General features: G+C 57.7%; 20 protein-coding genes and 1 pseudogene. 13 read left to right on the top strand and 8 right to left on the bottom strand.

What is annotated here, in order from left to right; all coding sequences use genetic code 11:
* Positions 1-287: 287 nt before the first annotated feature.
* The 6 genes and pseudogenes from KTQ42_RS21255 (at position 288) to KTQ42_RS24280 (ending at position 3,829) form a co-directional block, all read left to right on the top strand.
* Positions 288-614 carry a flagellar hook-length control protein FliK gene (locus KTQ42_RS21255; RefSeq protein WP_217347582.1) on the top strand — a complete coding sequence of 109 codons (327 nt, stop codon included), beginning with the start codon at positions 288-290 and terminating at the stop codon, positions 612-614.
* A gap of 57 nt (positions 615-671) precedes the next feature.
* Positions 672-977 carry a hypothetical protein gene (locus KTQ42_RS21250; protein WP_217347581.1) on the top strand — a complete coding sequence of 102 codons (306 nt, stop codon included), beginning with the start codon at positions 672-674 and terminating at the stop codon, positions 975-977.
* Positions 978-1,244: 267 nt separating this feature from the next.
* The gene (locus KTQ42_RS21245; RefSeq protein ID WP_217347580.1) at positions 1,245-2,192 is read left to right on the top strand and encodes a tripartite tricarboxylate transporter substrate binding protein; all 948 of its coding nucleotides are present in this window, start codon (positions 1,245-1,247) and stop codon (positions 2,190-2,192) included.
* A 442-nt stretch (positions 2,193-2,634) separates the two neighbouring features.
* Positions 2,635-3,429, top strand: a pseudogene (locus tag KTQ42_RS24290) (alanine:cation symporter family protein).
* Positions 3,426-3,518: a hypothetical protein gene (locus KTQ42_RS24285; protein ID WP_283093313.1), complete on the top strand. Its 93-nt coding sequence runs from the start codon at positions 3,426-3,428 to the stop codon at positions 3,516-3,518. Before KTQ42_RS24290 ends, KTQ42_RS24285 begins: the two are co-directional and overlap by 4 nt.
* Positions 3,515-3,829 carry an alanine:cation symporter family protein gene (locus tag KTQ42_RS24280; RefSeq protein ID WP_217347577.1) on the top strand — a complete coding sequence of 105 codons (315 nt, stop codon included), beginning with the start codon at positions 3,515-3,517 and terminating at the stop codon, positions 3,827-3,829. Before KTQ42_RS24285 ends, KTQ42_RS24280 begins: the two co-directional genes overlap by 4 nt.
* Here the strand turns inward: KTQ42_RS24280 and KTQ42_RS21225 are convergent.
* The 3 genes from KTQ42_RS21225 to KTQ42_RS21215 are packed head-to-tail and all read right to left on the bottom strand — an operon-like array spanning position 3,826 to position 6,038.
* The gene (locus KTQ42_RS21225) at positions 3,826-4,617 is read right to left on the bottom strand and encodes a fumarylacetoacetate hydrolase family protein (RefSeq protein ID WP_217347576.1); all 792 of its coding nucleotides are present in this window, start codon (positions 4,615-4,617) and stop codon (positions 3,826-3,828) included. The genes KTQ42_RS24280 and KTQ42_RS21225 overlap by 4 nt on opposite strands.
* 15 nt (positions 4,618-4,632) lie before the next feature.
* Positions 4,633-5,568, bottom strand: a complete 936-nt coding sequence (locus KTQ42_RS21220) for a dihydrodipicolinate synthase family protein (RefSeq protein ID WP_217347575.1) — start codon at positions 5,566-5,568, stop codon at positions 4,633-4,635.
* Between the two features lie 47 nt (positions 5,569-5,615).
* Entirely contained in the window at positions 5,616-6,038 is a 423-nt protein-coding gene (locus KTQ42_RS21215) for a VOC family protein (protein ID WP_217347574.1), read from the bottom strand.
* Positions 6,039-6,188: 150 nt separating this feature from the next.
* On the opposite strand from KTQ42_RS21215, the gene KTQ42_RS21210 reads away from it, so the two are divergent.
* The gene (locus KTQ42_RS21210; RefSeq protein WP_217347573.1) at positions 6,189-7,064 is read left to right on the top strand and encodes a LysR family transcriptional regulator; all 876 of its coding nucleotides are present in this window, start codon (positions 6,189-6,191) and stop codon (positions 7,062-7,064) included.
* Here the strand turns inward: KTQ42_RS21210 and KTQ42_RS21205 are convergent.
* Complete coding sequence (locus tag KTQ42_RS21205) at positions 7,061-8,185, bottom strand: hypothetical protein (protein WP_217347572.1); 1,125 nt, start codon at positions 8,183-8,185, stop codon at positions 7,061-7,063. The two genes, KTQ42_RS21210 and KTQ42_RS21205, sit on opposite strands and share 4 nt — an antisense overlap.
* Before the next feature lie 138 nt (positions 8,186-8,323).
* Positions 8,324-9,247: a LysR family transcriptional regulator gene (locus KTQ42_RS21200; protein ID WP_217347571.1), complete on the bottom strand. Its 924-nt coding sequence runs from the start codon at positions 9,245-9,247 to the stop codon at positions 8,324-8,326.
* Positions 9,248-9,374: 127 nt separating this feature from the next.
* Here KTQ42_RS21200 and KTQ42_RS21195 point away from each other — a divergent pair, with 127 nt between their 5' ends.
* From KTQ42_RS21195 to KTQ42_RS21185, 3 genes are read left to right on the top strand one after another with little or no spacing between them, the layout of a single operon-like run.
* On the top strand, positions 9,375-10,712 hold the full coding sequence (locus KTQ42_RS21195; RefSeq protein ID WP_217347570.1) for an acyclic terpene utilization AtuA family protein: 1,338 nt from the start codon (positions 9,375-9,377) through the stop codon (positions 10,710-10,712).
* A gap of 1 nt (position 10,713) precedes the next feature.
* A complete protein-coding gene (locus tag KTQ42_RS21190; protein ID WP_217347569.1) occupies positions 10,714-11,061 on the top strand; it encodes a hypothetical protein in 348 nt (115 codons plus the stop codon).
* Between the two features lie 46 nt (positions 11,062-11,107).
* Entirely contained in the window at positions 11,108-12,082 is a 975-nt protein-coding gene (locus tag KTQ42_RS21185) for a tripartite tricarboxylate transporter substrate binding protein (protein WP_217347568.1), read from the top strand.
* A gap of 513 nt (positions 12,083-12,595) precedes the next feature.
* On the opposite strand, the gene KTQ42_RS21180 is transcribed toward KTQ42_RS21185, so the two are convergent.
* Complete coding sequence (locus KTQ42_RS21180; RefSeq protein WP_217347567.1) at positions 12,596-13,684, bottom strand: acyltransferase; 1,089 nt, start codon at positions 13,682-13,684, stop codon at positions 12,596-12,598.
* Positions 13,685-14,043: 359 nt separating this feature from the next.
* Here KTQ42_RS21180 and KTQ42_RS21175 point away from each other — a divergent pair, with 359 nt between their 5' ends.
* The 3 genes from KTQ42_RS21175 to KTQ42_RS21165 all read left to right on the top strand — a co-directional run bounded on the left by KTQ42_RS21175 (position 14,044) and on the right by KTQ42_RS21165 (position 18,676).
* Positions 14,044-15,891: a phage integrase family protein gene (locus tag KTQ42_RS21175; RefSeq protein WP_217347566.1), complete on the top strand. Its 1,848-nt coding sequence runs from the start codon at positions 14,044-14,046 to the stop codon at positions 15,889-15,891.
* Between the two features lie 998 nt (positions 15,892-16,889).
* Complete coding sequence (locus tag KTQ42_RS21170; protein ID WP_217347565.1) at positions 16,890-17,582, top strand: AAA family ATPase; 693 nt, start codon at positions 16,890-16,892, stop codon at positions 17,580-17,582.
* A complete protein-coding gene (locus KTQ42_RS21165) occupies positions 17,579-18,676 on the top strand; it encodes a ParB/RepB/Spo0J family partition protein (protein WP_217347564.1) in 1,098 nt (365 codons plus the stop codon). The genes KTQ42_RS21170 and KTQ42_RS21165 overlap by 4 nt, the downstream gene beginning before the upstream one ends.
* A gap of 113 nt (positions 18,677-18,789) precedes the next feature.
* Here the strand turns inward: KTQ42_RS21165 and KTQ42_RS21160 are convergent, their stop codons facing one another.
* Positions 18,790-20,247, bottom strand: coding sequence for a replication initiation protein (locus KTQ42_RS21160; RefSeq protein WP_217347563.1), 1,458 nt, complete (start codon positions 20,245-20,247; stop codon positions 18,790-18,792).
* A 1,331-nt stretch (positions 20,248-21,578) separates the two neighbouring features.
* A complete protein-coding gene (locus KTQ42_RS21155) occupies positions 21,579-22,136 on the bottom strand; it encodes a hypothetical protein (protein WP_217347562.1) in 558 nt (185 codons plus the stop codon).
* Positions 22,137-22,188: the final 52 nt, after the last annotated feature.

Raw genomic sequence — 22,188 nt, 5'->3', positions numbered from 1 at the left:
CGCCGTTGCTAGACCGTGGTTAGCAAACGCTCATGGCAGGCGTGGCATTTGCCTGTGGCGGCTTCGCCTCTTTTGGCGCAGCGTGTCGATACTGTACTGATGCTTCACTGCTGGCTCAGGCCGTGGAACATGAACTTGTTGCTAACAAGGAGACGCTACTTGGCGAGCCAGCCAGCGATGCGACGCAGGATCAGAACGACGGATCTGGTCGACGGCCTGCGTCGTGGTAGGCGGCGCTACCCAAACATTTGCTGAACGTCCAACCTTCGGGCGCAATGACACAGAGAATGATGAGCATTCCGCTGTGTATCGACGGGAGGCTGGTTGAATTCAAGATGGCACTTTTCGACGAATCCGACCAGGCGGAATTGGAGCCTGAGCTGAAACAGCGCACGTTTCGAATTGCTCTCGACCTCGACAGCCTGGGTGAGATCGATCTGACTGCGCGGGTGGTTAATCGCCATATCAACATTGATCTGTTGGCGGCATCGGCTGGGGTTGTTGAAACTTTGGCAGCCGTCATGGTCTGCTCGGAGGAGCCTAGACAGCATTGGGCTGGGTGGTGGAGAGCGTGCGCTACGGCATTGCGCCTGGTTCTGGCGATGATCCGGTAGTGCGCAGTGCCATGGAACGCGTGGTGGCAGGTGGCAACTTCAGGCTGGTGGCCTAAGATGTCGAATCCTTCCTTGCCGCGCGTGGTTGGCCTGTCTTATGAGGAATCAACCGAGCAGTTATCCACAGTGGTGTTAAAGGCGGTGGGGCCAGCGACTGAGGCTCTGCTATCTGAGACGCTGCATGCCGGCGGTCCACGCCTCGTGCGGGATGCAGCCTTGCTGGCGCAATTGTACCGGGTGCCAGTGGACGCCGCAATTGATCCTGCCCTGTTTCTGTTGGTCGCGGTGCTGCTATCCCATGTTCTGGCTATGAATGAGCAGATTCGGCTTGCTGCCGGCCAAGCCAGCCCGTGGCCGGACTGAAGCAAGGTTACACCGCAGTGTGCTTGCCTGATCACGGAGTCCTAGGATTGGCACCAGCCCTGGCAAGTATCTATTCGCAGCGGCTTATACAAGGCAGATGCAAACCTGAGCCGCAGACATGTGGGCCGTTCCTACAAGTTTGGTTAAATGGCAAAAACGACAATGCATGCCCCGCCTGGCGACGTACAATTGCGAGGCGCACCGCTGATAACAGGCCGACGATACGGCCAAGGCGGCCTGGCGCTTACAACCATTACGGAGACAATCATGAAACTTGCCAAATTTGCTGGCGCAGGACTGACCGCGCTGCTCATGAGCTTTAATGCCCATGCTGCCTATCCCGAGAAACAGGTCCAGTACATCATTCCGTTCACTGCGGGTGGTGAGTCCGATTACGTGGCGCGGCTGCAATCTGAGGTATTTAGAAGCAAGTACAAGCAGTCCATGGTCGTGGTGAATCGCCCCGGCGCAGGCGGCGGCCTGGTGTGGGCACAACTCAACAGCCTGCCGGCTGACGGTTATACGATTGCCGGCGTGAACCTGCCACATATCGTGCTGCAGCCGCTGGAGGGTTCAGTTAGTTATAAAACTGAGGACATCACACCGGTCTACTTCTACCATTTCACGCCGGACGCCATCGTGGTGCCGGCTACCAGCCCGATCAAATCTTATGAGGATCTGATCAAGGCAGCCAAGGACAAGCCGGGCATGGTGAGCTTCGCGGGCTCGGGCAGCATGTCGGCCAACCACATGGCACATGAACGGCTCAACAAGCTGGCCGGCATCAAGACCACCTATGTGCCGTTCAAGGGTACCGGCGACCTGATCGCCTCGGTGATGGGCGGCCATGTGAACGCGGCGATGACCTATTTGCCTATGGCTGTGCAGCAGAAAGGCAATATGCGGCTGCTTGCGGTAGCGTCGGAAAAGCGCCATCCGGCTTTCCCCGATGTGCCGACCTTCAAGGAACTGGGTTTGAACTGGGTGGACGGCGCTTACCGGGGCATTGCCGTGCCCAAGGGCACGCCGCGCGAAGTGCAGCAACAGGTGTCGAACATGATGGGCGAGCTCAACCGTGACCCCGAAAGCCGCAAGAAACTGGTGGACGGCGGCTATGACCTGGTTGACGTTGGCCTGGAAGAGATGCCCGACTTCCTCGCCAAGCGCAGCAAGCAGTATATGGAAGATGCGAAGAATGCGGGTTTGCTCAAGTAGCAGGCAATGCAACACATCACGGCACCAGCAATGAAGGCGCCACTTCCTCCTTCCTGACCATGCATGCTGCCTTTCGTAGCAACCATAGGAGATCCTGTCCCCTGATCTCTTGATCTCCTCACCACGACGGCCGGCGAACCCCGGCCGTTGTCGCGCGATGAACCTGCCAATGACAACGCAGAGAGCCGCAGGCCTGCCATCCCGCGTCTGCCCTACATCGGCGCGATGCACCTGACCTAGCGCCGGCCATCCTGCCGCTGACTGTGGCACGGGCAGCGCTATTTATTTCGACTGCCCTCATTCACAAGCGCTTTCCCGCCATTCCGAACCCACATTGGACAGTTGCGTAATGTCGGGTTGCCCGATACCCGATTTGGCATGATGCCTGCCAGCGTTTTACGCAGTGCGGCAGCGGTGCAATGGCTAAAGAACGAACAATTTCATGCTTTGCGCTACTGAGTCTACTCGGTTCGCAACGCCGGACCTTCACCGGGGAATAAAACTGGCTTGCTACATGGCCCGTGGACTGAAGGCGCCTTGGGCCGGCGCGATGTTTTCGGTATGCCTTATCCTGGCCTTTGGCCTGGTGTTCAACGCGGTGCAGGCCAATTCCATTGCCAAATCGATGGAAGGCGCTTTCGGCTTTTCACGCCTATGGGTGGGCATCGGCTTGGCGCTGGCCACCGGCTTCGTGATCTTTGGCAGCATCCGCCAGGTGGCGCGGGTCTCGTAGGTATCGTAGGTGGTGGTGCCCTTCATGGCACTGGCCTATCTGCTGGTGACGCTGTACGTGATCATCGTCAACATCACGGAAGTGCCCCGCGTGTTTGACCTGATCATCGGCAGCGCCTTTGGGCTGGATGCCGCTGCCGGCGGCGTGGCGGGCGCCATGCTCAACGGCGTCAAGCGTGGCCTGTTTTCCAACGAGGCCGGCATGGGCACGGCGCCCAACATCGCCGCGGTTGCCACGCCAGACTCGCATCATCCTTCCTCGCAGGGCCTGATGCAGGCGCTGGGCGTGTTCATCGACACGATGATGATCTGCAGCGCCACTGCCTTCCTGATCCTGCTCTCGGGCACGCTGGCGCCCGGCTCGGGCCTGACCGGCACGCCGCTGACCCAAGCGGCAATGCGCATGCATATCGGCGCCGCCGGCGAGGATTTCGTCGCGGTCGCGATTTTTTCTTTGCCTTTACTTCCATCATCGGCAATTACAGCTATGCCGAAAATGCGATGACCTTCCTCCGTGCCGGCGGCCGCGTCGGCATTACGCTGTTGCGGTTCGGCGTGCTGGCCATGGTCGTATGGGGTGCGCTGAAAGCGTGACCACGGCGTTCAACGCGGCCGCTGCGTCGATGGGCCTGACGGCAACGGTCAACATGATTGCCATTGTGCTGCTGTCGGGAACCGTGGCCAAGCTGACCCGCAACTATCAACGGCAGCGTAAGGCAGGCATGAAGCCGGTATTCGACATGGCCCATTTCCCCGAACTGGCGGGCAAGGTGGATGCCAGCATCTGGTTGGGCCGTGCCGAGCCCAGAGTTCAAGGACCGGCGGCGGTAAAGGCGGTGATGCCAAACCGCGCCCTTCTCCTCGTGCCTTGGAGCCGACTGTCCTTCTACCGCCCGGCCTCTTAGCTGCCCGCCTTGACGATCACGGCCGACACGGCATGCTCGTGGTTGAACACGGCGCGGGCCGTGTCACCGGGCCGGACTGAATGAATGCCGGTGCTGGCCCCGGTCGACACCCAGTCGCCTTCCTTCAGGCTGCGTCCGCGCGTGGCCAGATGCCGGGCCAGGAACAGCACCGCTGCCAGCGGGCCGCCCGGCACCTTGGCGGCGCCGCCCTCGCCGACCTTGATGCCATTGATCTCGGTGACGGCCGTTGCGGATGACGGCTCTGTGAGCACAGTCACAGGCAGGCGTGGGCCGAGCACCAGCCCGCTGTTGTTGCCGAAATCGCTGATCACCGCGCCCGGCCCCAGTGCGCTCAAGCTGGCCAGCGGACTGGCGGCGATCTCGAATGCGGCGTACACGCCTTCCACATAAGGCAGCAGGCTGGCCGGATCGGCGTCAGCCGGCAGCGGCGGCACGGCCTTTCCTATCCGGACCGCGAACTCCGCCTCCACCGCCGCATAACCGTTCTCGATCACCGGCACCTGGGCAGCGGTTCCTCCGCCCTGACGGACGCTGCGCGAGAACACCGGTCCGGCAAGGCGCTCGGCGGGGTATTTCTCGCGGAAGGCTGGCTGCACCGCGGCCACCTTCCATCCGGCGACCTGGTCATCCCAGGCCCCGACCGCGATTTCCTGGATCGCATAGGCACTCTCCAGGCTGGTCGGCGGTTCGCCGGCGGGATAGACGTCAAGCGCGGTGGCTGCCTGCCTGGCCTGGCGGAAAGCGGCGGCTATCTGTTCTGGTGTCATGTTCATCCTGTAGGCTTACTGAATTTCGCGCAGGCGATTTTCCTGGCGACGGGTGAGCAGTTCAATGTCTGCGATGTCCTGGGCGGATAATTTCGGCCCGGGCTTGCGCACCGCCGACGAGGCGATCACGCCGCGCTGCGCCAGGATGTGCTTGCGAACAGCTAACCCGACGCCAGTCTGCTGCTCATAGCGCGCCAGCGGCAGGTAGGCATCAAAAATGTCATGCGCCCGCTCGACATCGCCGGCGGTGTGGGCGCGGCAAACCTCCACCATCATTTCCGGGTAGGCAAAGCCGGTCATGGCGCCATCCGCGCCGCGGCTCAGCTCTTCCGGCAGGAACAGGCCGCCGCCATTGCCGGCCAGGATGGACAGGCGACGCACATCGCCGCGGTCGCTGGCGGCGCGGATGGCGCTCAGCTTGGCCAGGCCTGGACTGTCCTCATGCTTGAGCATCACGCAGCTTGGCGAATTCCGCATGATGCGCAACACCACCGGCGTGGCCATCTGCACGCCAGTCGAAACCGGATGATCCTGCAATACCCAGGGCACCTGGTCGCCCAGGGTTTCGGTCACCATGTCGAAGTAGGCAATGATCTGGTCATCGGTACGCAGGGTCGAAGCTGGCGCTACCATCACGCCGGCCGCCCCCATGTCCATCACGCTTTTTGCCAGCTCGCCCATGGGCGCAAAGCCGGGCGCCGATGCGCCAACGATGACCGGCACGCGGCCGCGGACCCGGTCCAGCACCCTTCTGGCGAATACCCGTGACTCCTCGGCGGTCAGCTTGGTGGCTTCGCCCATGATGCCGAGTATGGTCAAGCCGTCGACGCCGCTGTCCAGACAGAAGTCGACCATGCGGTCGGTGCTGTCGAGGTCGAGCGTGCCGTTATCTGAGAACGGTGTGACGGTAATCAGATAGACGCCCTTGGCGGATTCATTAAACACGGGCATGGCTGCTCCTTCGTTATTTCGTCATTGTGTCGTTGATAGGGACAGGCTTATTTGGCGAACACCTGGCTGATGTCGCCAAACGCCTTGAATTCCAACGCATTGCCCGACGGGTCCAGAAAGAACATGGTGGCCTGCTCGCCAGTCTGGCCCTTAAAGCGGATATGCGGCTCGATGATGAAGCGTATGCCGGCAGCCTTCAATCGGTCGGCCAGCGACTGCCACTGGTCCATGGACAGGATGGCGCCGAAATGGCGCACCGGTACGTCGTCGCCATCGACCGCATTGCGCGCGCTGGCGCCGGTTTCCTCAGGCGCCAGGTGCGCTACCACCTGGTGGCCATAGAAGTTGAAGTCGATCCAGGCGTCCGAGCTGCGGCCTTCCGGACAGCCCAGCAGCTCGCCGTAAAAGCCGCGCGCCGCGGCGAGGTCGTGTACGGGGAAGGCAAGATGAAACAGCGGTGTAGCTTGCATGATGATCCTTTATGGTTGGCGGGTTGGCTCGCAGAGCGTTCCGAAGTGAAGACGATTATATAAAGGCAGCGCGGGAAACAGAAATGAGTCTTGCCAAGGCTGAGCATGCGTTATTCTCATGCTCGTCCCCACCATGCCGATGAGTGCCCCATGCTGCGTTACCTGCGCACTTTCCTGATTGCCGCTGAAACTGCCTCCTTCTCGGCCGCCGGCGAGCGTCTTGGCCTGACCCAGTCCGCCGTCAGCCTGCAGATGCGCAAGCTGGAGGAAGACCTTGGCTGCAAGCTGTTCGAACGCACCGGCAAGTCGGTGAAGCTGGGGCCGGAAGGGCGCCGCATCATGGCCGACGCGGCCCGCATGCTGGCACTCTACGAAGGCATGCGCGGACAGCCGGGCGGGATTGCCGAGCCGACGCGGCTGGAGGTCGGCGCCATATCGACCGCACAGGCCACGCTGCTGCCGAAGGCGCTGCAGCAGTTTCGCAGGCATCATCCGGCAGTCCATATCAATATCGTTCCCGGCATGTCGGTGCAGCTGTTGTCACAGGTGGATACGCAAGAGCTCGACCTGGCGGTGATGATCCGTCCACGGTTGGGCATACCGGCCGACCTGAAATGGCTGACGGTGATGCGCGAGCGCTACATCGGCATTGCGCCGCCTGGCGTGTCGGGCGACCTAAAAACCCTGCCGGCACGCCTGCCTTTCATCCGTTACAACCGCCATTCCCATGGCGGCCAGCTGGTGGACCAGTTCCTGAGAGCGCACCGGATCTGGGTCACGGAAGGCATGGAGCTAGACGAGCCGGCGGTCATCCTGCAGATGGTGCGTGAAGGCCTGGGCTGGGCAGTGGTGCCGGGCGACCTGATCCAGGCAAGCAGCGATGGCAGCGTCAGCCACTTCCCCTTGCCGGGTCGTGCGCTGCTGCGCGAGGTCGGCGTGCTGGTACGGCGTTCGACGCTGCAGCGGCCGGCGATTGCGATGCTGGTGTCCTGCCTGCGCGAACGCGCCGAACAGCTGTCTGCCTAGCCGGGCACTTCCGTTGCCGACAAGGTTCTGGTGACTGGCGTACTGGGCAGGTAGGGAGAGCGCGTGGTTGCGGCATCCACCATCGTGCGGAAAGCCGATGGCGCCGCTGGCGAACCATCGCAAACGGATTCAATGTGGCGCACGCGGCCCAGTGGCAGCGAGTAGCGCAGCTGGACCCGGTTGTCGCTGTACTCGGCACCCCGGACTTGCAGGAAGCCCAGGCGGAATGCGCCCTTCTCGTAAGCCAGATCGGTCTTGCTCAAGCCGTGGCCGCCGGTATAGCGGCCGTGCAGCCGGCTGCAGTCATTGAAGGTATGGGAATAATCCAGGCTGCCCGACGCCTGCCTGTCTCGTGCATATGCTGTCAGCGGATTGTCATAGACCGTGCTTTGCGCCTGGTAGCTCAGCTCCACCCGGGTGCGAAGCATGGGCCGGGCGGCCACTCTCAGCATGGCGCCGGCCAGCGTGCCCATTTCCAGCCCGTCCGACGTGGTGCTGCGGCGATCCGCGCCGGCCGTGCGTGAAACGAAGACCGCCATGCCGGCTTCGGGCAGCATCCTGCTCTTGCCCCATTGCTTTCGGAAACTGGACAAGTAACTGGTCTGGAGCACGGTCCTGGCATCGCCGTTCTGGGCATAGGCGGCGTCGGCGGCGCGCAGCTGCGACACCGACAGCAGGATGCGTGCATCGGGACGCGTCGCATAAACCGCGTTGAGCACTAGCTCGGATGCCTTGCTGCGCATGGTATAGGCGCCGCCCATGGCGAGGTTGTTCGATACCAGCCAGCCCTTTTCCAGGGAAAGCGAAGGCAGATCATCACGGTAGTTATCCAGCCGCATGCCCACCATGCCGTCGGCAGCGCCGTCGCGCAGGGCAATGCTTTCGGGCGCCACGTAGAGCGCATCGGCCTGCGCGGCGCGCGCCTCGCCAGGCAGCGAGGGAAGTTCGGCCGCCAGGCCTTCACCGCCCATGATCAGCCTGTCCTGGCCGGCATGGGACTTCGCGGGCACAGTCAGCAGAACGATGGCGTACCATGCGAGCCTGGCGATGCGCCAGGGCAGCATCGTGCTGGCGGCTTCACGGGCTGGCAGGAAAAGGATGTGGCGGAGTGGATTCGGCATTGTGATTATTCTGGCCTGGCCGAAGGCTTGTTTGTTGGATGTAGAACAATTTAGATTGCCTGCGTGCCAGAAAGTTCACGCAGGCAATTCGCTCGTCGAAATGACAAATCTCCAGTAACACCCTGTGATGCAACAGTTTCAGGTCAACTCCTGACGTCGAAGCGAACTGGCAGGCCGGATATGTTTCTCGATTAGGGCCAGCATCGCCTGCGCCGCCAGCGACAAGGCCTGGTCGCGCCGCTTCACGATCAGGATGGGCCGCATCGGATCGCCCGCCTCCAGCGGAATCGCCACCAGTCCCATCTGCCTGAACTGGAACAGGGTCAGCTCCGGCACTAGGCTAATACCCAGCCCCTGTTCAACTAGGCCTGCCACGGTGGCCAGGTGCTCGACCTCGAATCCCGCATGCGCGGTATCGACGCCGCGCAGCAGCAGGTTGACATGCTGGCGCACGCTGGACGACTTGGCCAGGTGGATGATGGGATGCCCGGCAAGATCGGCCACCCTGACCTTGCGCTTTTTCGCCAGCGCATGGTCGGCCCGACAGACCAGGTAGAAGGGGTCGCTGCACAGCATGCTGGTCTCGAATTCGGCAAAGCTGGCGCCGGGCGCGGTCAGCACCAGGTCCACCCTGCCCTGCCGCAGCAGGGCCAGGCATTGATCGGACAAAGTGTCCTGCAGGGTGACCGTGACGCCCGGGTAAAGCGCCCTGTACTGCGCAATCACGGCAGGCAGTCCCTTGGCGGCCAGTGATGGCAGCGCGGCGATGGAGACCCGTCCGCGACGGCGCGCCACATACTCGGCCATGTCATCGAAAGCGGCATCGATTTCCTGGATTAGGTTGCGCGCCACCTGGGCGAACAGCTCGCCTTCCGGCGTCAGCGTTACCTTGCGCGTGCTGCGCTCGAACAGTTTGGCGCCAACCGCCGCTTCAAGCTTTTGGATCATCACGCTGAATGCCGATTGCGAGGTATGGCAACGCTCGGCCGCACGCGTGAAATGCTTCAGTTCATCCAGCGCGATGAATGCCTGCAGCAGGCGGGTGGAAATAGTGGCGTTCATGGATTGATATCGAAATACGATGAATTGATCGTATCTTTCCATTTTACTGAATCAGGCATAGACGCCACAATCGACGCCATGTTTAATACAGTCGCCGGCAGATTCGCTGGCGCGGTTCGGGAGCGAGATGAAACGCATCAGGATAGGCGGCGGTGCCGGTTACTCGGGAGACCGCATCGAGCCCGCCGTTGAACTGGCGGAGAAGGGCGACATCGACTACTTGGTCTTTGAATGCCTTGCAGAACGCACGATCGCGCTGGCGCAACGCGCCAGACTGGCTGATCCGGAAGCTGGCTACGATCCGCTGCTGGAAGAGCGCATGCGGGCCGTGCTTCCGCTGTGCGCTGCCAAAGGCATACGCATCATCACCAATATGGGCGCGGCCAATCCGCTGGCGGGCGCCGCGCGCATTCGCGAGATTGCCCGGTCGTTGAATTTGCCGGGCATCCGGGTCGCGGCGGTGCTGGGTGACGACGTCACCAACGTCCTGCGCCGCGGCAGTTACCTGGATGATGGCGGCCTGCCGCTGGATCGGCTGGGAGAGCGGCTGCTGTCTGCCAATGCCTACCTGGGCGCGCAGCCGCTGGTGGATGCGCTGGCACAAGGCGCCGACATCGTCATCACCGGCCGCGCCGCCGACCCGGCGCTGGTGTTGGCGCCGCTGGTTCATGAATTTGGCTGGGCCATGGACGACTGGCAGCGGCTGGGTCAAGGCACGCTGGTCGGGCATCTGCTGGAATGCGCGGGCCAGATCACCGGCGGCTATTTCGCTGACCCCGGCTACAAGGATGTGCCCGGACTGGCGCGCCTGGGCTTTCCAATCGGCGAAGTCGACGAGGATGGAAATGTCGTCATCAGCAAGGTGGCAGGCAGCGGCGGCCGCGTCAGCGCGGCAACCTGCAAGGAACAGATGCTGTACGAGATCCATGACCCGGCCGCCTATCTGACGCCGGATGTGGTTGCCGATTTTTCTAACGTGAGCATGGAAGAGATTGGCATCGACCAGGTAAGGATCAGCGGCGCGACCGGCCGTCCCCGCCCGCCGACGCTGAAGGTATCGGTCGGCTATGTCGACAGCTATATCGGCGAAGGGCAGATGTCATATGCCGGCCCGGGCGCGCTGGCACGGGCAAAGCTGGCGCTGGCCATCGTCGAGGAACGCCTGAAGCTGACCGGCGTGCAGGCCAGCGAAACGCGCTATGAGTTGCTGGGTGTGAATGCCATGCATGGTGACCAGCCCGGCGTGACGCCGGCCGAGCCGTATGAAGTGCGCATCCGGGTTGCCGGCCGCACTGACTGCATGCGGGAGGCAGTGCGCATCGCCAATGAAGTGGAAAGCCTGTACACCTGCGGTCCGGCAGCGGGCGGCGGCGCAACCAAGTCGGCACGCGACGTGGTCGCGGTACTGTCTACCCTGCTGCCACGCGAGGCCGTGGCCGCGACCGTTCATATGGAGGAAAGCTGAGATGCTGCTGCGCGAGATTGCCCATGCACGGGCTGGGGACAAGGGCAATATTTCCAATATCTCGGTGATTGCCTACGACCCGGCGGATTATCCACTGTTGGAGTGCTGGCTCACTGCCGACCGGGTGCGACAGCATCTGCGTGCCCTGGTCCATGGCGAAGTGCAACGCTACACCCTGCCCGGCCTGGGTGCGATGAACTTTGTTCTGCAGGATGCGCTGGCCGGCGGCGTCACCCGCTCACTGGCCCTGGACGCCCATGGCAAGACCCTGAGTTCAGCGCTGCTCACGCTAGAGATTCCGGAAGCGGGAAGACGCGTCCACCCCAATCCGGCAGACACTGCCAAATAAGGTTGCCCGTCCAGGCTACCACCCTTACACAAAGAGGAGACAAGACATGACCATCACCACCCTTCAGCGCTTCATCCTGTCCGCCAGTTGCCTGCTAACAGCGGTCGGCGCCCATGCACAGGGCACGTTTCCGGAGAAGCCGATCCGCTTCGTCGTTCCCTTTGCCGCCGGTACCGCGACCGATCAGCTCGCACGCGCAATCGGCCAGGCCGTCAGCGTCGAAACCAAACAGCAAGTCATCGTTGACAACAAGCCAGGCGCCAACGGATTTATCGGCGCCACCGAGGCGGCGCGCGCAGCGCCGGACGGCTATACCGTGTTCATCACAACCAACACCACGCATGCCGCGGCTGAGCACCTGTTTAAGAAACTGCCGTATGACCCAGTCAAGGATTTTGCCCCGATCACGGCACTCGGCAAAGGTGGACAGATGATGGTGGTCAACACGGATTTTCCGGCGACCAGCGTGAAGGAGTTCATCGCCATGGCGAAAAAGAGCCCGGGCAAGATCACCTTCGGTAGCGGCAGCTCGTCGAGCCGGATCGCGGGCGAACTGTTCCAGCAACTGGCGGGCGTGGAACTGCTGCATGTGCCTTACAAGAGCAATACCTTCGCCGTGACTGACCTGCTGGGCGGCCAGATCCAGATGATGATCACCGACACCGCGACCGGCATGCCGCATATCCGAAGCGGCAAGCTGCGGCCGTTGGGTTATTCCGCTAAAACCAGGTCGCCTCTGGCACCGGAAATTCCCACCATCGAGGAAGCGGGCGTAAAAGGTTATGACATCGGGTATTGGTTCGCTGCTTATGCGCCGGCCAGAACACCGCAGCCGGTTGTCACCAAGCTGAATGAATTGTTGTCGCGTGCTGCAAAGAGCCCGGCCGCGGGCAGCGCGTTTTATGCCTCGAGCGGTACGGAGGTCTTTGTCACGACTCCCGATGAACTTGCGAAATTCCAGACTGCGGAGTCGCAGAAATGGGGCGAGATCATACGCAAGGCCGGCATTGAGAAGGAATGAACGGCATTGATTGTTGGGGTGTTTCGCCATGGCTGCAGGTTTACGGCCATGAAGGATAGAGATGTAGCGCCACCGCTTGGCGCCTGAAAATGGGCCTGAAACACAGCACCCCGCTAGCGTGGCAGTCGCTTGTGCTGATCGGAATGTCAGACTGGTAGGCTTGTAGAAACGGCGATTCTGGCCTTTCTGGCTGGCGGATTACATGGAGGACGGCAGCATGCCAGATGGAAGGTCTGCGTCAGGACAATATAAAAATCATTGCTGAGGCAGCCTTGCAGCCGTCCAAGGTCATGGGGCCGGATGTCCAAATTACGGTTGGCTCACCATTGGGCATGTGAAGCGCTTAACCGCGCACAGCTCTGGCAGCCTTTGCGTAATCCTGCCATCTGCCGGAGCCTGAGCCGTCAGTCACGCATGAAACCTCGAAGAGCTTTAAAAAGCGTCGCCACTACCTGACCGGCCAGGGAAAAGCAGAGGCGAGAGGATCCTAATTCAATTTGTAAAATTTCCACGTTAGCGGCCCTGAATCTTCATCCGCAGGTATCGCCGTGATGGCACTTCCACAAAACGATATAGCAAGGCTGCCACAGCGATTATTCCTGCAATAAGCACGCTGGCAAGAAAAGCTTCATCTACTGGGGAGCGCGGCACTATCCACTGGTAAATCTGTATCAGCGGCCAGTGAGACAGGTAAAGTGAAAATGAGATGTTTCCTAACCATAGGGCTAGTGGATTGCCGAAAATTGCTTGAGCGACTGGCCCTTCCTTGCACAGTGAGTAGACCAGCAGACCCAGCCCGAATACTGCGCCCCAGTGCAGATCAAGGCTGTATGCACAGCATATTGTGATAATTAAGCCAACCATCGTGGTCGCCGTGCCCGGCGCAAGACTCTTTTTTGCTGCCTTGCAAAAAATGCAACCAGCAGTAAATTCGCAGCCCATCCGCAAGATGCCGAACTTGCCTGCTTGCCCCATATCTTTAGCGCCGAGCATGATTGTCGCAAGAACCAGGAAAGCGAGGAGAGAAAACGCCAGAGGCATTTCCCACCCGTCGCGAACCTGCTTATCGATTGCCAGTACGATGAAGGGAAATGCCAGGTAGCCCAGCCATTCTGCACTGAGCGACCATGAAGGTACGTTCCACATGGAAGACGTGGAAAACCCCCAGTTGTTGATCATCAGCAACGTAGAAAGAAAATTAAAGGACGAAAAGCCGCCCTGACGGTAAGTATGAATAAATCCGGGAAGGATCAAGATGATGAAGGCGAACGCGAGCAGGCAAAACAGATGCAGCGGGTAGACTCTGGCCAATCGCAGTCGAAGGAATTGCAGATGTGCCTTGACGCTGTATTGAACGAAATCTGACGAATGAACATGGTAGAGCACTGCGCCGCTCAGGATGAAAAACAGGTCCACGCCAAGAAATCCGGTCACGACGAAAGGTGCTGACTCATGAAGCCCAAACAAGCCTTTGAAGCTCTGGCTCAGGTGAAACAAAACGACCCAGACAGAGGCGAAGCCGCGAACGCCGGTAAAGGCAGGGATAATTCTTGAAATTTTGAGTTCTCCTATTTGTAGGGAGCAGGGGAAGCTGATGGGCAAAAACCTTCCTGTCGTTATTCGATGCGAAGGTTTAGGAGCTGACGCGCATGCAATGGAATGCGCCGTCAGTCATGAAGGCAGCATTATTGTCTTGGTGTGCGATTCGTTCGGTGATCGTAATCACCTCAAGTCCCGTTTATAAGAATCCGCCATACCCATCCTCCTCCATGCAATATGGAAAATTTCTGCTTCTTGGGAATACGCCGTTTTCGGCGGATTAAGATTCGCAGTCCTGAACAGTTTTCGTGCTGTTCATGGTTGCATCAATTTCCTGGATAGACGTTATCAATATAGCGATTTATCATGCATAATTTCGTGCAAACAAACATTCCAGCTCGGGAAATAACTGCCGAGCTGGAATGTTTGCTTTTATTTTCAATATCTTAGGAGTTGCAATGCCTGCTGGGTGGAGCAGCCGCGGCAGTGTGCTGATACGTTTGACGCGTCAGCACTTTGCCTTCTATCGCGGCTATTTGGATGGCCTGGATTTGCGCTTGCTGGCTGCGCGCTATCCGGGCGGTGAACCGGTTCTGTCGCATAGGGCCCTTGCCGGCTCGTCTGGGAAAGCGCTGCTCGGCTGGATTACGGAACAACTCGTGATTGAGGCAGAACGCTGTGGCCAGCGGTCATCAGCACGCCTGCTACGTCTGAGGCCTTTCCAGCCAGCATCGCGAGGTGATCACGGCACGCTACCGACACTTGCCGAATTCCAGGAAGAGCGCGATCCGTATCACATGTATTCTGAAGGTGAGCTGCTTGAGTTGTTCGAGTCGGAATACCCCGGCCGTGCCGGCAAGGGTGACCGGCTTGCGCAGCGCAATCTTCGGTTAAGACGCCGACAGGAAGCGCTACTGCAACGCATCGAAAGTCACGCTAGATTAGAGCCCGGTCTGGATGATCCGGTATCGGCATGGATTGATTCCCGACTGGCAAACTATCTGATCAAAGCGCACATCACGACTTTAGGCGAGTTGCATGTGGCGATCGAAGCGCACGGCTTCCACTGGTATCGCAAGGTACCTAGAATAGGCGTCAAGGCGGCACGCCATATAACCAGTTGGCTGCTTCTTCCCACCACGCGGGAAGCGTTAGGGATAACGCTTTCTGTGCGCGGTACGACCCCACCCCGCCAGATACAAGGCGGACAAATGGAATGCTTGGTAAAGGGACTGGATATCCTGCCATTGGAACGGCTGGCCCTACCGCTTTCCCTGAATGGTTTGACAGGCACCAATCGCAGCACTAAGGCAACGATCCCCGCGACGAATGACATTGAAGCTGTTGAAGCCTGGTTGCTGAAAATGAAGCCGGGTAGCCATACTGCACGGGCCTGCAGGAAAGAAGCTGAGCGGTTCCTGCTGTGGTGCGTCCTGGAAGCCAAAAAACCGCTCAGCTCGGCTCATGCGCCTGAGTTGCAGTCGTATCTGCATTTTCTAAACCAGTTAGGCAGACAGTCGCCGCAAGCATGGATGCAGGGACGCCAGCTAGCGCAGGAAAGCTGGCTTGGGCCACGCGGCATAGACCGACAGTCGGTCCGGTGGCGTCCGTTCGAAGGTCCGCTGTCGGCGTCATCGCAGCGGACGGCGATATCGTTGTTAAAGAGTCTGATGCGATTTTTGCACAGCGTGGGTTATTTGCGGACCGACCCGTTTGCGGAATTAAGGATGTCGGGGGAAAGAACTTCAGATCAGGTTGCGGGGAAACGTCGGCGCAAGCCGGTGCTGCAGGACGAATGGACAGCAGCATGGACCTATCTGCACAACCAGCCGGTATCAGCGTCGTTATATCGGGTGAAGGTTATTCTTTTATTGTTGAAGGAAACTGGCTGCAGGCTGCAGCGACTGGCTGCGATGCGGCGAGATAGTATCATTTGGGATGGAAAACACTGGTGCTTGACACTGAATCTTGGTGACGCAATGAGTGAAAAGATTTTGGTCAGCCATGAACTGCGGGACGCGCTGCTCATGAATTATCAGCATCACGGCCTCCCGGAACTGAACAGCGTCCCATTATCTACGCCGCTGGTAACGGCGATAACAAAAGATGCCGGATCGGGCCTTAGGGTGAATGGTTTGTCGGGCTCGAGAATATACAGAATTGTCAAAGACTATTTTGACACGGTGGCCGACCATATCGGTGCAAGCAATATCGAGCTTGCTTCCCGTCTTCGGCAAGTCTCAGCGGACTCCTTCTCGCGTACCGGCTGATTTCGCTTGGCTAAATCTTGTTGGGATGAAAGGTTTCAGAATTTTCCCCGCGGACAACGCTGTACGCGTGGAACAATGGAACGCATACGGAAGCGCACGGTGGATTGAGCAGCCTTGGGTAACCGTCAGCGCAAAAGGATTTATGAGGCCGGGGGAAGCAAGAATGTGTCTCGTGGTAGCCTTCGTACAAATATTCCCCGGGGAATATTGAATGGAGTGTTGTCCCTAGCTTCCCTTGGCGGCTAAAGAATTACGGTCTTACGTGCGTGCAATCCGAAAATTCATACAACGGTGCCGACAATTCAAGTGACATTACTCCCCGGATTCTGCGCCAAGATGTCGGAAGCTCAAGAGCCGAAGGAAAAATTTTAACGATAAATTAGCAGATTGAAAGCCGCCGACGCAGCCAACCCTAGACAAATTATGAGTCTGTTTGGCGAGCGTTTTAGGAGATATGATCTAAAGCTGTTCCACTGTTAGCAAGTATTCTTGGGTGACCGCTAGGCGGGTAAAAAAAACAAAACGGGTTGTAAAGGACTCGGTCGGGTTTTTGTATAGCTGAAAAGTGAATCTGCAGTACGCTTCTTCATACTGGCTTTCCAACAATCTGGCGTTGAAGTTAGGTCGAAAGTGGTTTGTGCCCTGATTACCACCAGGTTTTTTCAAGCATATTCAAGGTGTCAGATTGACTAGGACCTGATCTTCAGTAGACGCTGCGCTTCCGTTAGGTGCAACTGTTCGTGCAAACTCGGTAGCCAGGTGTGGAGTCGGCTGCAAGCTGAAGGCACGTGAGCCGAGATCGTTTGTTTGCCTGTATCGTGAAAACTAACGGGCATCACCATTTCAGGTAAGACTATTCCCCGGGGAATAAACGCATATTTCGGCCTGGCCCTGTCGTGCATACCGTATTCATTGCAGAAGTTAGCTCATAAAAATTAATAGTTGAATTGCTGCATTACATTTAGTATAAGAGATGCTTACTAATTACTGGGATGGTCATGCCGGCTAAAATTATCATCATCACGAATCAAAAGGGCGGCGCAGGCAAAACCAATGCAGCTGTTCACCTTGCCGGTACAGCAGTGCGCAGGCATTTCAAGACTTTGCTGATCGATGCCGACAAACAGGGCACAGCGACAAAGTGGGTCGCCCAGGCCGAGGAGGGTCAACAGCACAAAATTCGCGTAATGGGCCTAGCGATGGCTGAAGCCAAGATTGCCCAGGAAGTGAAGCAGTATGTCGACGATTACGACCTGATCATCGTTGACTGTCCGCCTTCGGTGGATTCGCCGATTCCGCAGGTGATGCTGATGATTGCGGATCTTGCCATTGTTCCGATTGTTCCCAAACCTGGAGACCTCTGGGCATCGACCGACCTTCTTGAACTGGCTGAACGTGCAAGCACAATGAATCCTGACCTGAAGGTACGCCTGCTCGGGTCAAATGTGATCGCTAACCTTGCCATGTCCAAGCATTCGCTGAGTAGCATGGCAACGATGCGCGATAATGCGCCGCTTTTCCAAACCCGCCTTCATCAACGTACGGCGTATGTGGAAGCCATGCTGACGGGCGATTCAGTGCATTATTTTGGTAGCAGTGCCAAAGCGGCCATAAAAGAAATAGAAGCTTTATTTGACGAAGTAATGCTGGGGCTGAACTTGCAAGCGCCGAAGGCAAGGAGCAAAAAATGAGTAAGAGAAAGGGGCTGTACGATCGGTTAAACACCAGTGTCGCCGATCAAAGTAACCAGGCCCGAGACAAATTCGACAATGCTGATCTGGTCGTGGCCATGAGCCGACTCAAGCAACAAAGGCCGGAGCAGACGGCGATGGACGCGTCACAAGTGACTGCCGTCGAACACGCACTGCCAAGTAGAGCGACTTCCTCCGAGACAGACACTGCGCCGTCCGATAGCTATGTAGTGCGCGCAATACCCATTGCAAACGTAAAGGACCATCCACGCAATGCGCGTCAGGTGTACGATCCGGCGCGCATTGATGAGATGGCAACAAGCATCGCGCGGGATGGTCAACGTGTGCCTGCGGTCGTCATGCCTGATCCCGCGGAACCAGGCAGCTATCTGTTGATAGAAGGTCGCTACCGAAAGCGGGCACTGCAAAGCCTAGGGCGTTCCTCGTTGCTGGCCTCCATCGTCGAGCCGTTGTCGGACCTTGAAGCTTATCGGCTGTCGCTCTTGCTTAATGAGGAACGGAACGACCAGACCATATTGGACAATGCGTTGTCTTGGAGAACCATGCTTGACGACGGTACTTATCGTAGTCAGGACCATATCGCCGAGCATCTGAACATTAAGCAAGGCACGGTGTCGAAAACCCTTGCATTGCTTGACCTGCCTGCTGGCGTGCTCAACATTATTAAGACCCGGCCGGCCAGTTTCGGTATCCGTATTGCGCAGGAACTGCGCCAGCTGTCAAAACTGGTCGACGAGGCAGCGCTTGAATCCGTGGCGGAGCAGGTCATCGACGAGAAGTTATCCGTCAGGGACCTCGAGCGCCTGCGCGATCGCAAAACGCAGGAGCCGCTTACCCGCGAGCGGTCGCGCGCCTATCCGCTGCAATGGGGAAACGTCCGGCTGGGTTCCATTCGCGAATTTGAAGACGGCCGGCTTAAGATTGACCTCTCCAACGCCCCGGAAAACCTCAGGGCAGACATCATTAGCGCGGTCAAGAAAACTTTGGCCGAAACACCGGCATCCCAACCGGGCTTGGCATCGGCACTACAAGTAGAGGGGACGGAAGAGGACAAGAAAAGTACTTCGTCCTGAAGCCTGGTGAAGGTGACAGCCAGACGCTGCCAACGTAATTTGAAAGAACAATCGGCGCTGATGCGAATGATCGCTACGCCACGGCGGAGCGCAGACGCTGTGTCGCGAATGCCTCAGCCATCCAGTTCAGCGAAATCCAGCACTGCAGCATCTGTCACTTCTCCCCAAGTGCGAGTCGCAAGCCAGTCAGCAAATGCAGCGCTGACCATAGGAGAATTCAGACCCTTTTTCAGGTGGGGCTTGATGCTGCGATCGACTTGGACGGAAAACTCGTTGAACAGGCTGGTCTGTTCTTGCGCGGACAGTTCGCCGTAATAGCGCAGTGCTTCCTGATTGCGCGCTGCGATGAACCGTTCGCGATATCCCTTTCTGGGCTTGGACGCAGGTTTGTTTTTGCTTAACGGCTGCGCAACAGGGGCCACGGTGGCAAAACCCTTTTGCAATGCGGTTCGGAAATATCCAGCCGGTGCATCGACATTCGGCCCTTTCTTGATGCGCTTCTCGACAAAATCAATGGTAGCCAGCAGCAATTTTTCTTCGTAGTTGGAATAGTATTCCTTCGCGTCGGCCTCGCTGACCCCCAGACGTAGCATGCGTTCGATTACGGATGAATCGATGACGATAGCGGCACCTGGTTCCAGCAGTGAGGCCTGCGCCTTTAACTGCACCCGGAACTGTATTTCCTCCACCTTGCGGCCTCGCTTGGTTTCGATCAGTTCGACGTCGATGTCGGTCACGCTGTTAATCTCGGACAGTGCCTTCACGATCATGTCGCGCTTGAAGTACTTGTATTCGGGAAGCACTACGTCCTTGATCGAATTTCCTGACAGGACGTGATACCACTCCTGCCAGCTGTCGCGGTTGGTCAGGTGGGAAGGGCTGGTTGCATAGCGGCGGCACACTTCATACAAGGCAAGGCTGTGCGCACTGCGCAATACAGCCTGATAGTAGAGACTGAGCTTGGTATAGGTATCGGGTTTGAGCACCTTTTCCTTCACCTGAGGCGGAAAAGCAAAGCCGATGAACACGGTGCCACCCTTGTTGCGCAATCCCGAGGTATTGAAGATGGTCAGACCTGCCAGCAGGCGCTCGCTTGCCCACATCTTGTCGGAAGTCGCTTCCACCTTGATGTTCTGCAGCGCCTCTGCATGCTCCTTGAAAAACTCATAGTCTCGGCTGGTGTACTCCGTGTTGGCACAGAGATCAGCCATGCGTATCCAGTAGTATTCCTCGAAACCCGGGACATCGGCCGGCGCATCGACACCGGTCTTGCCAACTTCCTGGGCGCGGAAGATAAAGGCGTTATAAATACGACGCGACAGCAGCGAGAACTTGCCTTCCACAACACGGAAACCGATCGCGTCGTTGGCTTTCCTGAATTCGGATGCAAGCAACTCCGGTTGCTCGGGGCTCAATACGGCAAGCGCAGTCGAGTTCGGTGCCTTTTTAGGCTTTTTGGATGTGGCCATACGGATGCTGGACAGAACGCGGAGATTGCCATCATGCCTATAAGGTGAAAGTTGGGCAAATATTTTTTCACCGGTGAACGGACTTCGTTGTGCAATCACCATAAGCCCGAAAAATACGGCTTCACAAACTCTCTCACCCAAAAACAAAGCGCTTCACTTGTCCACTCACCTGTGTTCACAGAGCCACTCACCATAGTTCGCTGCTCTTCACTTCGGCTCTCACGAGAGTTCACAGCAATGCTCACCGATGTTCACAGCAATACTCACCATAATCGCAGGAGAGCCTTATCTGGCAAGGGCTTGCGGGTATCCTTAAGGTAGTTAAGGTTTACAAGGGTTTACTGCTAATAACTCTCAATGTGATGGATTTGGCTTGTTCACCTCCACGTCTAGGCACACCAATCATTCTTTTATTAGCGAATCCGCCTGTTTCAATGCCGTACAGGCGCTGCTCGATGCAGATTGAACAATCGCTTTCCAAAATTACTGCACTGGTCAGAGAAAAATGGTTTCCAGGAAAAGATATTTTCATTGAACGAAGCGACCGACCTCAAAAACAGGGGAAGGCGTTCACATAACTTCTCACCTTTATTTGATATGGCTATCAAGAAGCAGCTGCCGGAGCACGCTCGTGCGATATCTTCACAAAACTTCTCACCTGAACGCCACATGGCAGTCAAACTGTTCTACCGCTACCTGTGGTTTGGATCCAGCAGGCAATGGTGCCCCACAGTCAAGTGCTATGTTCACAAAAACACTCACCGTTGCGCGGTAACGATGATCAGGTTCACAACATATCTCACCTCACAGTCCATCTGATCGTTGCGTTTTCACATGATTTTCACTTCACACAAGTTCTCACCTTTTTAAAAATACAGTAAAAATTCACCCAAGGCTTTGTTTCTATTAAATATTTTTTCTTGGCGAATACTGAGGGCGCTAGCGCACTTCACAGATTTGCTCACCTTTGAAATCCTGCCTTTCATGCCTCGTTCATTTTCTAAGACTTCACAAAATTTCTCACCATAGGAACGTTTGAAGGCAGAAGACTGCGGGTATCGGGGGAATTCAAGCCTGCAGGTTCACAAAGTTACTCACCTTTCGCAGTCTATGAGGAGGTCAGGTATGGCGAATGCTGAGCTTCTTCACAAAATTTCTCACCTTTGATGGCAGGAAGCGTCCTGAGATGAATAAAGAACACAAAACTTCTCACCTTTGGATAGACAGAAGGACGCATTAGCTGGATGAGACATGGCCAAATGCCATCTCAGCAGCTAGTCCTTCACAAAAACACTCACCTTTAAGGATATGCTGGAGAAAAGCCCGCCCGGGAGAAGCAGAGTGGCGGTCACGTCGTCTCCTGAGAGACTAACATCGTTCAAGTTCACAGAATTACTCACCTTGACAATCCGTGCGCCGTCGCTGAAGGCTCATCAATGGCCGGCGGCGTCTGCCACGCCGCCACGTTCCCACTCCGCAGCCCATATCGCTTCATCGATACTGTCTGCCAGCAAAAATGCCAGGTCATCGGGGAGCAGACAAGCAAAGTAAGTGGACGACATCAGTGAAAACCGCAGAAGAAGGCCTTGGGCTGCTGGCACCGCTTCGACAAGAATGCCGGTGTTTTCCTCGTGCAGTATCGTGCGGAACGTGACGGGAACAGGCAACTCGTTCTGCCGCCGGTAGAAAAGACCATAAGCATCCTTAGCCGGCAGGGTTTTCAAGAACTTGTCGCCATAATTCAGCTGGTGGGAGGCGCGTCTTTTCGCCAGGAAGGTTTGGTATTGATCCGCATGCCTTGCCGCCAGACCTGCGCAAGCATCGCGCACCTTCCAGACCGATGACGGTTCCAGTTGGAGAAAAAAGGTCGACTCGCCGGATGCATCTTTCAGCAGCAAATGCAACGTCAGGCCAATGCCAGGCTGGCCGCGCGACTGCTGTATCACAGCGAACTGATAGGCGACTACGGCAGGCAGATCGGTAGCAGTCATGGGCTTGCCAATGAAGGAGAGGGCTCGATGATCGATGCGGAAGCGAGATGAA

The sequence above is a fragment of the Noviherbaspirillum sp. L7-7A genome (assembly GCF_019052805.1).
GTDB lineage: Bacteria > Pseudomonadota > Gammaproteobacteria > Burkholderiales > Burkholderiaceae_D > Noviherbaspirillum_A.
The sequence above is the reverse complement of the archived record's forward strand: the minus strand, read 5'-3'. Positions and strand labels throughout refer to the sequence as shown.

Bases quoted from the DNA above. Each gene is read 5' to 3' on its own strand.
- KTQ42_RS21255 (WP_217347582.1), top strand. From the start codon at position 288: ATGATGAGCATTCCGCTGTGTATCGACGGGAGGCTGGTTGAATTCAAG.
- KTQ42_RS21250 (WP_217347581.1), top strand. From the start codon at position 672: ATGTCGAATCCTTCCTTGCCGCGCGTGGTTGGCCTGTCTTATGAGGAA.
- KTQ42_RS21245 (WP_217347580.1), top strand. From the start codon at position 1,245: ATGAAACTTGCCAAATTTGCTGGCGCAGGACTGACCGCGCTGCTCATG.
- KTQ42_RS24285 (WP_283093313.1), top strand. From the start codon at position 3,426: ATGACCTTCCTCCGTGCCGGCGGCCGCGTCGGCATTACGCTGTTGCGG.
- KTQ42_RS21225 (WP_217347576.1), bottom strand. From the start codon at position 4,617: ATGACACCAGAACAGATAGCCGCCGCTTTCCGCCAGGCCAGGCAGGCA.
- KTQ42_RS21220 (WP_217347575.1), bottom strand. From the start codon at position 5,568: ATGCCCGTGTTTAATGAATCCGCCAAGGGCGTCTATCTGATTACCGTC.
- KTQ42_RS21215 (WP_217347574.1), bottom strand. From the start codon at position 6,038: ATGCAAGCTACACCGCTGTTTCATCTTGCCTTCCCCGTACACGACCTC.
- KTQ42_RS21210 (WP_217347573.1), top strand. From the start codon at position 6,189: ATGCTGCGTTACCTGCGCACTTTCCTGATTGCCGCTGAAACTGCCTCC.
- KTQ42_RS21205 (WP_217347572.1), bottom strand. From the start codon at position 8,185: ATGCCGAATCCACTCCGCCACATCCTTTTCCTGCCAGCCCGTGAAGCC.
- KTQ42_RS21200 (WP_217347571.1), bottom strand. From the start codon at position 9,247: ATGAACGCCACTATTTCCACCCGCCTGCTGCAGGCATTCATCGCGCTG.
- KTQ42_RS21195 (WP_217347570.1), top strand. From the start codon at position 9,375: ATGAAACGCATCAGGATAGGCGGCGGTGCCGGTTACTCGGGAGACCGC.
- KTQ42_RS21190 (WP_217347569.1), top strand. From the start codon at position 10,714: ATGCTGCTGCGCGAGATTGCCCATGCACGGGCTGGGGACAAGGGCAAT.
- KTQ42_RS21185 (WP_217347568.1), top strand. From the start codon at position 11,108: ATGACCATCACCACCCTTCAGCGCTTCATCCTGTCCGCCAGTTGCCTG.
- KTQ42_RS21175 (WP_217347566.1), top strand. From the start codon at position 14,044: ATGTTTGCTTTTATTTTCAATATCTTAGGAGTTGCAATGCCTGCTGGG.
- KTQ42_RS21170 (WP_217347565.1), top strand. From the start codon at position 16,890: ATGCCGGCTAAAATTATCATCATCACGAATCAAAAGGGCGGCGCAGGC.
- KTQ42_RS21165 (WP_217347564.1), top strand. From the start codon at position 17,579: ATGAGTAAGAGAAAGGGGCTGTACGATCGGTTAAACACCAGTGTCGCC.
- KTQ42_RS21160 (WP_217347563.1), bottom strand. From the start codon at position 20,247: ATGGTGATTGCACAACGAAGTCCGTTCACCGGTGAAAAAATATTTGCC.
- KTQ42_RS21155 (WP_217347562.1), bottom strand. From the start codon at position 22,136: ATGACTGCTACCGATCTGCCTGCCGTAGTCGCCTATCAGTTCGCTGTG.